The organism is Pseudomonas sp. TMW22089, from assembly GCF_022496645.1.
Classification (GTDB): domain Bacteria; phylum Pseudomonadota; class Gammaproteobacteria; order Pseudomonadales; family Pseudomonadaceae; genus Aquipseudomonas; species Aquipseudomonas paraversuta.
This window is the reverse complement of record NZ_SCFG01000002.1, coordinates 272,635-285,378: the sequence shown is the minus strand read 5'-3', so window position 1 is coordinate 285,378 and position 12,744 is coordinate 272,635. Positions and strand designations below refer to the sequence as shown.

At 61.5% G+C, this 12,744-nt stretch carries 10 protein-coding genes; 6 read left to right on the top strand and 4 right to left on the bottom strand.

The window, feature by feature from the left end; translation table 11 throughout:
* Positions 1–41: 41 nt before the first annotated feature.
* The 4 genes from EQV90_RS03655 to EQV90_RS03640 all read left to right on the top strand — a co-directional run bounded on the left by EQV90_RS03655 (position 42) and on the right by EQV90_RS03640 (position 6,493).
* The gene (locus EQV90_RS03655) at positions 42–2,414 is read left to right on the top strand and encodes a hybrid sensor histidine kinase/response regulator (protein ID WP_240877756.1); all 2,373 of its coding nucleotides are present in this window, start codon (positions 42–44) and stop codon (positions 2,412–2,414) included.
* A gap of 74 nt (positions 2,415–2,488) precedes the next feature.
* Positions 2,489–4,135: an acyl-CoA dehydrogenase family protein gene (locus EQV90_RS03650; protein ID WP_240877755.1), complete on the top strand. Its 1,647-nt coding sequence runs from the start codon at positions 2,489–2,491 to the stop codon at positions 4,133–4,135.
* A 143-nt stretch (positions 4,136–4,278) separates the two neighbouring features.
* The gene (gene amn, locus EQV90_RS03645) at positions 4,279–5,751 is read left to right on the top strand and encodes an AMP nucleosidase (RefSeq protein WP_165439584.1); all 1,473 of its coding nucleotides are present in this window, start codon (positions 4,279–4,281) and stop codon (positions 5,749–5,751) included.
* 175 nt (positions 5,752–5,926) lie between these two features.
* Complete coding sequence (locus tag EQV90_RS03640; RefSeq protein WP_003444118.1) at positions 5,927–6,493, top strand: pseudouridine synthase; 567 nt, start codon at positions 5,927–5,929, stop codon at positions 6,491–6,493.
* Here the strand turns inward: EQV90_RS03640 and EQV90_RS03635 are convergent.
* Entirely contained in the window at positions 6,488–6,697 is a 210-nt protein-coding gene (locus EQV90_RS03635; protein ID WP_003444116.1) for a DUF2788 domain-containing protein, read from the bottom strand. The two genes, EQV90_RS03640 and EQV90_RS03635, sit on opposite strands and share 6 nt — an antisense overlap.
* Before the next feature lie 128 nt (positions 6,698–6,825).
* Positions 6,826–7,323, bottom strand: a complete 498-nt coding sequence (locus EQV90_RS03630) for an Lrp/AsnC family transcriptional regulator (protein WP_165439585.1) — start codon at positions 7,321–7,323, stop codon at positions 6,826–6,828.
* 396 nt (positions 7,324–7,719) lie between these two features.
* On the opposite strand from EQV90_RS03630, the gene EQV90_RS03625 reads away from it, so the two are divergent.
* Complete coding sequence (locus tag EQV90_RS03625; protein ID WP_003444113.1) at positions 7,720–8,748, top strand: DUF6515 family protein; 1,029 nt, start codon at positions 7,720–7,722, stop codon at positions 8,746–8,748.
* Here EQV90_RS03625 and EQV90_RS03620 read toward each other — a convergent pair.
* Entirely contained in the window at positions 8,742–9,641 is a 900-nt protein-coding gene (locus EQV90_RS03620) for a cation diffusion facilitator family transporter (RefSeq protein ID WP_003444111.1), read from the bottom strand. The genes EQV90_RS03625 and EQV90_RS03620 overlap by 7 nt on opposite strands.
* A gap of 22 nt (positions 9,642–9,663) precedes the next feature.
* Positions 9,664–10,083: a hypothetical protein gene (locus EQV90_RS03615; protein WP_003444109.1), complete on the bottom strand. Its 420-nt coding sequence runs from the start codon at positions 10,081–10,083 to the stop codon at positions 9,664–9,666.
* A gap of 103 nt (positions 10,084–10,186) precedes the next feature.
* On the opposite strand from EQV90_RS03615, the gene hrpB reads away from it, so the two are divergent.
* Positions 10,187–12,706, top strand: coding sequence for an ATP-dependent helicase HrpB (gene hrpB, locus EQV90_RS03610; protein ID WP_240877754.1), 2,520 nt, complete (start codon positions 10,187–10,189; stop codon positions 12,704–12,706).
* Positions 12,707–12,744: the final 38 nt, after the last annotated feature.

Genomic DNA, 12,744 nt, shown 5'->3' with positions numbered 1-12,744 from the left:
AGGAGCTTGCGCACGTCACCGGGGGCTACCGCTGGGGCTGTATGCGCTATTTGTTCGTGATGTTATTGGGCTGGCTACCGATGCTGGTCAGCGCAGTGGACTTCGATGAAACCACCCAGAGCCTGCCCTTGGGCCGGGTAATGCAAGTATTCGAAGACGTTGACGGTCAGGCGACGCTGGCAGATGTTATCGCCCGGGACGGTCTGTTCCGCAACCATGAGAAAGACTCGTTGAATGCGGGCTACTCGCACTCGGCTTTCTGGCTCAAGGTGGACTTGAGCTACCTGCCGCAGAACCCGAACATCCATCGCACCTGGCTGCTGGAACTGGCCTACCCGCCAATGGATCACATTGATCTGTATCTGGCCGACGCTTCAGGCAACTATCGCCTGGCCGAGCGCACCGGCGATGCACTGCCTTTCGACAGCCGCCAGATAAAAGAAAACAATTACCTCTTTGAGCTCAACTTCAGCCCGGGGCAAAGCCAGACCGTGTATTTGCGTCTGGCCAGCCAGGGCTCGGTCCAGGCGCCGCTGACGCTGTGGTCGGCGCAGGCATACCTCGAGCAGCAGCCGGTACGGATTTATATCCTGGGCCTGATTTACGGCGTATTGCTGGGGATGCTGGTCTACAACCTGTTTATCTTCCTCAGTGTGCGGGACACCAGCTACCTCTATTACATTTTCTATATCGCCTCGTTCGGTTTGTACCAACTGTCCGTCAACGGCGCGGCGGTGCAGTACTTCTGGCCGAACAACCCGTGGTGGGCCAATGCCGCCACGCCATTTTTGATTGGCTCGGCGGCATTTTTCGGTTGCCAGTTCGCCCGCACCTTTTTACACACCGCCTCCCACAGCCGCTGGCTGGACCGTGCCCTGATGTTGCTGATGGCCGTGGGCGTGCTGGTCATGGTGCTGGCCCTGACCACCAGCTATGCCGTGTCGTTGCGCCTGGCAACCGGCCTGGCCCTGGCATTCATCGTCACGATCTTTACCTCCGGCGTCGTGGCCTGGGTGCGCGGCTTGCGGGTGGCGCGCTACTTTGTGATCGCCTGGTCGGCCTTTTTGCTCGGCGGTCTGGTCAATACCCTGATGGTGCTGGGCTATCTGCCCAATGTATTCCTGACCATGTATGCCAGCCAGATCGGCTCGGCCATCGAGGTCGGCCTGTTGTCGCTGGCGCTCGCGGACCGGATCAATGCCATGCGTGACTTGCAGGCGCGGACGTTGCAAGAGTCCGGGCAGAAACTGGCCGCAATGAACCAGCAACTGGCCCACACCAACCAGCTTAAAGATGAGTTTCTGGCAACCGTCACCCATGAATTGCGCACGCCAATGAACGGTGTGATCGGCTCTCTGGAGTTGATCAAAACCCTGGACATGGGCCCTGAGCTTGAACTCTACACCCAGACTGCCGAGGGCTCGGCGCGAGAAATGATGCATATGGTCAATGGCATCCTGGCCCTCACAGAGCTGCAGGCCGGCCGGCTTGGCATGCGCGCGCAGTCCTTTGCTTTGAGCGAGCTGGTGCAGAGCCTGAGCGATCAGTACGGGCCGACTGCACGCAACAAGGGGCTGCAATTTTCCTATGAGATAGCGCGCAACCTGCCCGATCAATGGGTCGGCGATGTCGACAAGATTCGTCAGTGTCTGGAGTGCTTGCTGGATAACGCCATCAAGTTCACTCGCGTCGGCGGGGTGATTCTACGGGTCACCGGCAAAACCGCAGGGCCGGGACGCTGGGCGCTGGCCTTGAATGTAATCGACAGCGGAATCGGCTTTGTCCACATTGAAGAGGCCGAGCTGTACCAGAACTTCTTCCAGGTCGATGGCTCCATGACCCGCAGCTACGGTGGTCTGGGTATCGGTCTGGCGATCTGTCGGCGTTTGGTGGAACTGCTGGGCGGGCGCCTGACCCATCACTCGCAGCCGGGCCAGGGTTCGCAGTTCCAGCTGTTGCTGGAGCTTGAATCGCCGCTTGAGAGCACGCAGCAGGCTGAGGGCCTGAGCCGAACCCCGAACGAGTGTGTGGTCTTGCTGGTGGAGGACAGCAGCCCCGGCCAGGTAGTACTGCGCGGCATGCTGCTCAAGCTGGGTTATCGGGTGCTGAGTGTCGACAGTGGCGGGGAGGCAATCGATGTTCTGCGTCGCGAACGGGTAGATGCCGTGGTGCTGGGATGCCCGTTGAACCTGGTCTCGGGGACGTCGATGGGCGGCCAGCTGCTGACCCTGGCGGCCTGTGCGAAGCTGCCGGTACTGGCGCTGTTTGAATCTGAAACCGAGGCCCGGCAAGCGCTGCAGCAGGTCGATGGCATCACTGACTACCTGATCAAGCCCGTGCGTTATGAAGACGTGCAGCACCTGATGTCAGAGCGGTTGCTGCAGGGGCCTGAGGGCAAAAGCGCCGGACTTTAGACGCTTATACCCCTTGTGATGATGGTCATGCGTGCTTCACTGGGTCCACCAGATTGATTCTTGGAGCCCGCACCATGAACCTGCATCAGTACGCCGAAACTCACCAGGTCACCAATCAGCCGCCCTCCCTGGACGGCGTCAACCTGTACCGCATCGACCTGCCGCTCCAGCACTGGGGCCGGCACTTCGGTGCGGGCTGGGCGCAATCGCGGATCGATGACTACGGCGCACTGGCAGGTGGCCCCTTGATGGCCGCGGGTTTTCTGGCCAATGAAAACAAACCGGTATTTGTCAGCCATGACCGTTTTGGCCATCGCATTGATCTGGTGGAGTTTCACCCGGCCTATCACGAGTTGATGCGAACCGCGATCGAGCACGGTTTGCCATCGTTGCCCTGGACCGACCCACAGCCCGGCGCCCATGTGGCACGGGCCTGCATGACCTACCTGCACAGCCAGGCCGAAGCCGGCAGCGGCTGCCCCCTGACCATGACCTTTGCCAGCGTTCCGGCCTTGCGCCTGCAGCCGGACATTGCGCAAATCTGGTTGCCGAAAATTCTCGCGACCCATTACGACCCGCGCAATGTCGATATCAGCCACAAAGCCGGTGTGACCATCGGTATGGCCATGACCGAGAAGCAGGGCGGGACCGACGTTCGCGCCAACACCACTCGCGCCTACCCCGTGGGCGCGGCCGGGCCGGGGGAGGCTTATGAACTGCTGGGGCACAAATGGTTTTGCTCGGCGCCAATGTGTGATGGTTTCTTGACCCTGGCGCAAACCGACAAGGGCCTGACCTGTTTCTTGTTGCCGCGCCATCGCCCGGACGGCAGCCGCAACGAGTTCTATATCCAGCGTCTGAAAAACAAACTGGGCAATAGCTCCAATGCCTCCAGCGAAGTCGAGTTTCGCGGCGCGCTGGCGTGGATGGTTGGCGAAGAAGGGCGCGGCGTACCGACGATTATTGAAATGGTTGCCATGACCCGTTTCGACTGCATGGTGGGCTCCAGTGCCTTGATGCGTCAGGCGCTGACCCAGGCCAGCCATCACTGTGCCCACCGGCTGGTGGGTGGCCGGGTGCTGGCCGAACAACCCTTGATGCAAAACGTCCTTGCGGACCTGGCCCTGGAAAGCGAGGCCGCCCTGGCCTTGAGCATGCGCATGGGCCGCGCGCTGGATCACCTGGATGATGGGCAAGAAGCCAGATTCTCGCGTTTGGTAACGGCGGTGGGCAAATACTGGATCTGCAAGCGGGCCCCGGCCATGATCAACGAGGCCGCCGAATGTATGGGCGGTGCGGGGTATGTCGAAGACAGCATCCTGCCGCGTCTGTATCGCGAGGCACCGGTCAACTCAACCTGGGAGGGATCGGGCAACGTGCAGTGTCTGGACGTGCTGCGGGCCCTGTCCAAAGAGCCGGGGGTGCTGGATGCGCTGTTTGCCGAACTGGGGGACGGGCATGGCAGCGTGCATCTGGCGCAGCACATCGGGCAGTTGAAAAAAGCCTTCACGGACACCGATGACATTCAATACCGGGCGCGGCAACTGACAGAAGATATCGCCTTGGGCCTGCAGACCAAATTACTGCTGGAGGCGGGTGACAGTGACGTCAGCGACGCATTTATCGCCAGTCGCCTGCAAGGCAGCGGCCGGGCCTACGGAACTATGCCCCGGGGCCTGAACGTCGCCGCGATTGTCGCCCGCTCAACTGCGCAGCTGTGACGCGCACCAATCTGGTAGTCGCTGCCGCAGGCTGCGATGGGCTGCGTAGTGGCCCTTAGCGCAGCCTGCACCCGCGACGACAAGGCCCTGTGCTTTGATCTGCGATGCAGGCAAGATAAAGGCCTGCCAGTTCAGAAGACAGGATGCTTATTGTGACCGAAGCTTTTATTGTCGTTTCAACCGCTGAAGAGGCCGTAGACCGGCTAGCGGCCCTGCACGAACGCGCAACCGTTGCGTTGAGCCAGGCACTCAAGCGTTACCTCAAGGATCGAGTCGAACCCAGCGCCGAAGAACGTGCCCTGTTCCGCTACCCGGAGCTGCGCCTGACCAACACCATCCATGGCGAAATCCCGACCATTACCCGGGCATACGCCAAGGTTCAACTGCCAGGCACTTACAGCATCACCGTGACCCATCCCGGGGCGTTCCGAAACTACTTGCTCGAGCAACTGGTGCCCTTGATGCGCGACTTCACGGTCGAAGTCGAAGTCGGGGTCAGCCAGCAAAATATTCCTTACCCGTATGTGGTCGAACAGGGCGATGAACTCGCCGGTTCCGGGGTGACTGCCGCCGCACTGGCGCGGGTATTCCCCAGTACCGACCTGTCTGCCGCGACCGATGCGATTGCCGACGGCCTGTACGACTGGGAAAACACCGATCCGCTGCCGCTGGCCCTGTTTGACGCCGCCCGAGTCGACTTCTCGCTGCGTCGCCTGGTGCACTACACCGGCAGTGACTGGCGCCACGTCCAGCCGTGGATCCTGCTGACCAACTACCATCGCTACGTTGACCAGTTCATCCTGCATGGCCTTGAGCAACTGCGCGACGACCCGCGGTTTGTGCGCATGGTGATGCCGGGCAACGTGATCATCGAAAAATCCATGGACTACGGCGAAGCCCAGGCCATTGCGGCAGGCGTGGTCTGGCATCGCTATCAAATGCCGGCATACCACCTGCAGGCCAATGACGGGCATGGCGTGACCCTGGTCAATATCGGCGTGGGCCCGTCCAACGCGAAAAACATCACCGATCACCTTGCGGTACTGCGACCGCATTGCTGGCTGATGATTGGTCACTGTGGCGGTCTGCGTCAGTCGCAAACCATTGGTGACTACGTGCTGGCACACGCCTATATGCGCCGCGACGGAATCCTTGACCGGGTGGTACCGCCCAATATTCCGATTCCGGCCCTGGCGGAAGTACAGCTGGCGCTGCAGGAAGCTGCGGCCCAGGTCACTGGCGAGCGCGGCGATGAACTGAAAAAACGTCTGCGTACCGGGACTGTCCTGACCTACGACGACCGTAACTGGGAACTGCGCTGGGCCCAGGAGCGTCCGCTGATCAACCTGTCCCGGGCCGTGGCGGTGGACATGGAAAGCGGCACCATTGCCGCCCAGGGTTATCGTTTGCGTGTGCCTTACGGCACCTTGCTCTGCGTCTCGGACAAGCCGCTGCACAGTGAAATCAAGTTGCCGGGCTCGGCCAATGCGTTCTATGAACGGGCTGTGAGCCAGCACTTGAAAATCGGTATCGCTGCCGTGGACTTGATGCGCTGTCAGCTCAACTCGCTGCACTCGCGCAAACTGCGCAGCTTCGACGAGCCGCCGTTCCGCTAGTGGCGGCGGGTCATTTAGCGATCAGGGGCCAGGGCTGTTGCACTGAAGCGCCAACAGCCCCTAGCATTGTCTGCCCTGATCGCCAGATGTCCTGTTTGCCATGTCCCGTCCTGTTCGCCCCGCCCCACGCCGCCCGGCACAAAAAGGTTGTGCCCCTCAAGCTGCCAGTCGTCGTGTGGCCAAAGCGCCGCCGGCTGATCCCAAGCTGTATCTGTTCAACAAGCCGTTCGACGTGCTCACCCAGTTCAGTGATGAAGGCGGGCGGGCGACGCTCAAGGACTTTATCCCCATTCCCGGCATTTACCCGGCAGGGCGACTGGACCGGGACAGTGAAGGCCTGCTGCTGCTGACCAACGACGGCCAGTTGCAGGCGCGAATTGCCGACCCCAAACACAAACTGCCGAAAACCTACTGGGTGCAAGTGGAGGGCGAGGCCACGCCCGAACAGCTGCAACAGCTGCGTGACGGCGTGCAACTCAATGACGGCAAGACCTTGCCCGCCGAAGCACGGGCCCTTGAGGAACCGCAGCTATGGCCGCGCAACCCGCCCGTGCGGTTTCGCAAAAGCGTGCCGACTTCATGGCTGGAGCTGGTGATTCGCGAGGGTCGCAATCGTCAGGTGCGGCGCATGACGGCGGCAGTGGGTTTGCCGACCTTGCGCCTGGTGCGCGTGCGCATTGGTGACTGGACGATTGAAGGGCTGGACCAGGGGCAATACAAGGAAGTGCCGGCGCGGCTATAGCGCGCCCGACTCGATCAAACCGATAACCACGCTCTTGATGATGAACGCAGCAACGCCCAGGCCCAGCACGAAAAACAGGATAAATGAGCCGAAGCGCCCGGCTTTGGATTTCTTCGCCAGATCCCAGACGATAAAGGCCATGAAAATGATCAGGATGCTGACCAGAATCGTCATCATCCACTCTTCAAGCAGGGCAGGGTCCATCAGTGTTCTCCAGCGTCATCGGGGATAAAAACCGGGAACAGTATACGCCAAGGCATTGCAGCGGATATTGATCCAGGTGCAGACACTTGATCTGCTCCGGGAGCCGGCATGCCAGCTCCCGCAGGCTTTCAGGTGCGCAGGTGGGTCAACGGCAACTCAGTGCTGTTGAGCACTTGATTGAGCACAAAGCTCGAGCGCACGCTGGTCACGCCATCAATGCGGGTCAGGTGGCCCAGCAGCAGTTTTTGATAGTGGTCCATATCGGGCACCACCACTTTCAATTGATAGTCCGCGTCCATCCCGGTTACCAGGCTGCATTCCAGTACCTGGGGCAGGCTGCGGATCGACGCTTCAAAGTTCTCGAAACGCTCTGGCGTGTGCCGGTCCATGCCGATCAGCACGTAGGCAGTCAGGCTTAACCCGAGCTTTTTTCGATCCAGCAACGCGACCTGACGCGCGATATAGCCGTCATCCTCCAGTTGCTTGACCCGCCGCGAGCAGGGAGAGGGAGACAGGCCGATTCGCTCGGCCAACTCCTGGTTCGAGATGCGCGCATCGCGCTGTAATTCCGCCAAAATACTCAGATCGTACCGGTCGAGTTTGCTCACGAAGACACCCTTTCTCATAACTATTGCGTGAAAGTATCCGCTGTAAGTTAAAAATTGCGCAAGTCATGTTTTATTGAGCAATATTAGCAATCCTTTGCTGCGGTCGCGGGCCTATTCTTAACACCAGAATCACTGCCCGGACATACAGTCCACTGCGGCCCGCCGAATCAGGCCAGCCGCGGCCGCCAGCCCCACAGGGGTGTACCGGCCCCCGGGCTACGCACTGTCCAGAAGACGGCGCGAGGTGAGCCAACATCACGAGTGTTGAGCCAGGACAGAAAAATTCAAAGGGCGACCGACGGGTCGCCCTTTTTTATTGTCCGAAAAAAAGGCGCGCAACTGATAGTCTTTCGCAGAACCGGTTCGCGGTTTTCCAGTCTTATCTATACGCCCTATCCCTCCGCGAGAAACAGCATGAAACCGCACATCTGGCGATTGGCTACAGTTGGCTTGCTTTGCGTGAGTATCAGCGGCCAGGTGTTGGCCGAAGAACAGCGAGGCGATGAAGGTTCTCAGCACGCCCGCCCCGGTAACGGGCAGCAACACGGACAGCCACACGGGCAACAGGGACAGGGCGGCAATAATCAGCCGCGCCCGGAACACAATCAGGGGCGACCCCAGGGCAACCCGGGCAATCAGCCGCGCCCCGAGCACAACCAGCCCCAGGGCGGGCAGTGGCAAAGCCGTCCGCATCAAGAGCCCAACGGTCCCGGCCGACCGGGCCAGCCCGGCCACAACCTGCCGATCCAGCCCCGGCCCGATGCCGTACACCAGAGCCAGGCGCCGAACCGTGGTGGCAATCAGAACTGGCAAGGCGGCGGGCATGGCTCACGGCCGGGTAACAATTTTGGCCCCGGCAACAATCATCCCAACGATCAACGCTGGGCAGGTCGGCCCAGCGGCCATGGCAATGGCTGGGGCGCCGGGCCGCAATACCGGCCGGGTTATATCGTCGACCGATTCCCGGGCCAGCACTGGCAGGTACCTTATCGCGGTCAGAACTACTTCTTTTCCGGTGGTTACTGGTATCGCCCACAAGGCCCGCGTTACATCGTGGTGCAACCGCCTTACGGGATTCGCGTAGGGTATTTGCCCGACTATGCGCGGGAACTATGGATCGGCAGCACCTTGATGTTCCTGGCGGCGGGGGCCTATTACCAGTATCAGCCTGCAACCCAGGACTACATCGTGGTTCAGCCGCCCGTGACACAGCCGCAACCGCAGCCGGTAAGCAATGGTTATGACGTGGTGGCCTACCCGGCGAACGGCCAGAGCCCTGCGCAAATCAACCAGGATCGCTACGACTGTTACCGTTGGGCTGTGCAACAAAGCGGCTTTGACCCGGCCCAGGTCACCTATGCGCCTTCACCGGCAGTGGTTCAAACCTACCGGCAGGCGCAAGGCAACTGTCTGAGCAGTCGCGGCTACCAGGTCAACTACTGAGGGGTTGCCCTGGGCTTGACCACTTCCTGGGGGTCGGCGTGCACCAGCACTTCGGCCCGCGGGTAGGCTTTTTCGATTGCCGCTGCCGCTCTGTCACTGATGGCGTGAGCCTCTGACAGGCTCAACTCTCCCGGCAATTCCAGGTGCAGCTGCACAAACCAGATACTGCCGGAAATTCGCGTGCGCAGATCGTGGGCGCCCAGTACCCCGGGCACGCTGCAGGCCAGCTTCAGCATGTTATCGCTGACGTCGGTCGGTAACTCCTGGTCCATAAGCACCGCAAAACTCTCACGGGCGATCTGGATAGCGCTCCAGAGGATGTACACCGCAATCCCCAGACCAAACCAGGCATCAAGCTGCGGGAAACCGACGCTGGCCAGCACCAGTGCCACTAAAATACTGCCATTGAGCATCAGGTCGGAGCGGTAGTGCAGCGAGTCCGCCCGCACTGCATTGGAGCCCGTGGCCTTGATCACGCGGTGTTGCAGGATCAGCAGGGCCACGGTCATCACCAGGGAAAATATAATCACGCCAATCCCGATCCACGGCGCGCCCAACGGCTCCGGATTTTTCAGGCGCTCGAAGGCCTGAAAAGCGATCAGCACCGCACTCACCCCGATAAACAATGCCTGGGCCATGCCCGCCAGCGATTCGGCTTTGCCGTGGCCATAGCGGTGATCGTCGTCAGCCGGGCGCAACGCGTAATGCACGGCGAGCAGGTTGAGAAACGAGGTCACGCCATCGAGGAGTGAGTCGGTCAACCCGGCGAGCATGCTGATCGAGCCACTGAGCCACCAGGCGATGGCCTTGGTCACGATCAGAAGACTCGCCACCGCCACCGAAGCGCGGGTGGCCAGGCGTAACAGGCGAGCGTGTTCCGGGCTACTGGTCATGGGCCATCCTTATCTACGGGTTTCAGGCTGCGGGGATCAAACCGTACATGGCCAACTGTTGCACGCTGCCTTTGTGCTGGATCAGGCGCGGGTCGTCCAGCGGGAAGCTGCGGCCCAGTTCACTTTCGAGAATGGCCTGGAGCTTGCTGTTGTCCACTTTGCCATCTGCGCCTATGGCTTCGCGCAGTTTTTCCGGGGCAATTTGCGCGGTTTTACCCGGCGGGAAATAAATCGCTCCGGTGGCGAAGTCGACCCCGAAAGCGATCAGGCCCGGAATCACATAAAACAGCAGGCCCACGGCATCGAGCACGGCAATCATGGGATCGATCTTGCCGTCGATCTGGCCGCGTCTGTCAGGGAAGAAAATACTGCCGCAAGCAGTTAATTGGCTGAGCAGGGCTGCAACCACCACGCCGCCAATCACACGGGAAGACATACGCATACAAAAGACCTCGAAGAAGCTTGAAGAGTCGAAACCGGGATTAAGACCGTGCTTAATGCCGAACTGTTCGCCGTTATACTCGTCGCTCTGTTCTGGAGCCACCATGATTTCTCTGCCGATTGATGAAGTTTTACCCGCGCTGCGCCAGGCCTTGCGTGAACGCCACGAAGCGGTGCTCGAAGCACCCCCCGGCGCCGGTAAAACCACCCGTGTTCCGCTGGCCCTGTTAAACGAGCCCTGGCTCGCCGGGCAGAAGATTCTGATGCTCGAACCCCGACGTCTCGCGGCCCGTGCGGCAGCTGAGCGTCTGGCCAGCGAACTGGGGGAAAAGGTCGGCGAAACCGTCGGATACCGGATCAGGTTAGACAGCAAGGTGGGGCCCGCCACCCGCATCGAAGTTGTCACCGAAGGCATCCTCACCCGCCGCTTGCAGCACGACCCGGCGCTGGAAGGCGTGGGCTTGCTGATCTTTGACGAGTTCCATGAGCGTAGTCTGGATGCCGACCTGGCCCTGGCTTTGAGCCTCAACGGCCGCGAGCTGTTTCGCGATGAACAGCCGCTGAAGATCCTGCTGATGTCCGCCACCCTTGACGGCGAGCGGCTGGCCAGTTTGCTGGACGACGCGCCGGTGCTGCGCAGCGAAGGGCGGATGTACCCGGTGGCCATGCGTTGGGGGCGGCCGTTTGTGCCCGGTGAGTTTATCGAGCCGCGGGTGGTGCAAACGGTGCTCGATGCAATCAATGATGACAGCGGCAGCCTGCTGGTGTTTTTGCCCGGTCAGGCCGAAATTCGTCGGGTCCATCAACAATTGGCTGAGGCGCTGGCTTCGCGCAGCGACATCCTGCTCTGCCCGCTGCACGGTGAACTGGACCTGAACGCGCAACGTGCGGCGATCGAGCCCGCTCCCGGGGGCATGCGCAAAGTGGTGCTGGCGACCAACATTGCCGAGACCAGCCTGACCATCGATGGCGTGCGGGTCGTGATTGATGCCGGGCTGGCGCGGGTGCCGCGCTTTGATCCCGGCAGCGGCATGACCCGTCTCGACACCCAGCGCATCTCGCGGGCCAGCGCCACCCAGCGCGCCGGCCGGGCCGGGCGTCTGGAGCCCGGCGTCTGTTATCGCCTGTGGTCCGAAGACCAGCATGCACAATTGGCCGCCTATGGCAGTGCCGAAATTCTCCAGGCCGATCTGGCCGGGCTGGCGCTGCAACTGGCGCGCTGGGGGGTAACCCCGGAGCAACTGATCTGGCTTGATGGGCCACCCGCGGCAAGTTATGCACAGGCCCGGCAATTGCTGGAACGCCTGGGCGCCTTGCGCGACGGGAAACTCACGCCCCACGGCGAAGCCATGGCCGAGCTGCCTGCGCATCCGCGCATTGCTCATTTGTTACTGCGCGGGCAAGACCTGGGGCTGGCCGACATGGCCTGCGATGTAGCGGCGCTGCTGGGCGAACGCGATATTTTGCGCGGCGCCGGGGCCGATGTGCACAGCCGGCTGACCTTGCTCTGGGGCGAAAGCCGCGCCGCGCGGGGCGGGCAGGGCGGTGTGCAGCGGGCCAAACAACTGGCCCGGCAGTATCGGGGCTACTTGCGCGGCAAAGCCACGCAACCGGTCGCAGATCCCGATCACCCACGCTGGCTGGGGGCCTTGCTGGCGCTGGCCTATCCCGACCGCGTCGCGCAACAACGCAAACCCGGGGGGGCGGAGTATCGGCTGGCCAATGGTCGGGCTGCGTTGTTCAGCGAGGTCGACGGCCTTATGAAGCAGCCCTGGCTGGTGATCGCCGACCTGGGCAGCCGTCAGGGGCAACGTGAAGAACGGATCTACCTGGCGGCCGAGTTTGATCCCGGGTTGCTGGACAACGTGCTCAGCGAGCAGGTCAGCGTTGTCGACCAGCTCGACTGGGACGAGCGTGAAGGGGTGTTGCGTGCCGAACGCCAGCGCAAGGTCGGTGAGCTGGTGCTCAGCCGTGAGCCGTTAACCGGGCTGGACGCAACTGCGCGCACCCGGGCGCTGGTCAATCTGGTCCGGCGCAAGGGGCTGGAGTTGTTGCCCTGGAACCCTGAGCTGCGCCAGTGGCAGGCGCGGGTAATGCTGCTGCGCCAGCTGGATCTGAGCGCCCAAGGGCAAAGCGAATGGCCGGATGTGAGTGATGCAGCGCTGCTGGCTTCCCTTGAGGAATGGCTGGCGCCGTATCTGGAGCGCGTCTCGCGTCTGAGTCATTTCGCCAGCCTCGACCTGTCCAACATAGTGCATAACTTGCTCAAATGGCCCTTGCCCCAGCGGCTGGATGAGCTGGCGCCGCATCACATCAAAGTGCCGTCGGGGTCGTCGGTACGGCTGGACTACAGCGAACACCCGCCGATTCTGGCCGTGCGCCTGCAAGAACTGTTCGGCCTGGCAGATACTCCGCGCATTGCCGGTGGCCGGCAGGTAGTCAAGCTGCACCTGCTGTCGCCGGCGAGGCGTCCGGTGCAAGTGACTCAGGATCTGGCCAACTTCTGGCGCAGCACCTACATCGAAGTAAAAAAAGATTTGAAGGGGCGCTATCCGAAACACTACTGGCCCGACGATCCGTTGGTGGCCGAACCGACAGCCCGGATCAAACCGCGTAAACCTTGAAGCTCGACCCCTGACCCCATAGACGCGAGCTGTTGTCT

Coding starts and splice junctions, on each gene's coding strand:
- EQV90_RS03655 (WP_240877756.1), top strand. CDS start 42: ATGCGCTATTTGTTCGTGATGTTATTGGGCTGGCTACCGATGCTGGTC.
- EQV90_RS03650 (WP_240877755.1), top strand. CDS start 2,489: ATGAACCTGCATCAGTACGCCGAAACTCACCAGGTCACCAATCAGCCG.
- amn (WP_165439584.1), top strand. CDS start 4,279: ATGCTTATTGTGACCGAAGCTTTTATTGTCGTTTCAACCGCTGAAGAG.
- EQV90_RS03635 (WP_003444116.1), bottom strand. CDS start 6,697: ATGGACCCTGCCCTGCTTGAAGAGTGGATGATGACGATTCTGGTCAGC.
- EQV90_RS03630 (WP_165439585.1), bottom strand. CDS start 7,323: ATGAGAAAGGGTGTCTTCGTGAGCAAACTCGACCGGTACGATCTGAGT.
- EQV90_RS03625 (WP_003444113.1), top strand. CDS start 7,720: ATGAAACCGCACATCTGGCGATTGGCTACAGTTGGCTTGCTTTGCGTG.
- EQV90_RS03620 (WP_003444111.1), bottom strand. CDS start 9,641: ATGACCAGTAGCCCGGAACACGCTCGCCTGTTACGCCTGGCCACCCGC.
- EQV90_RS03615 (WP_003444109.1), bottom strand. CDS start 10,083: ATGCGTATGTCTTCCCGTGTGATTGGCGGCGTGGTGGTTGCAGCCCTG.
- hrpB (WP_240877754.1), top strand. CDS start 10,187: ATGATTTCTCTGCCGATTGATGAAGTTTTACCCGCGCTGCGCCAGGCC.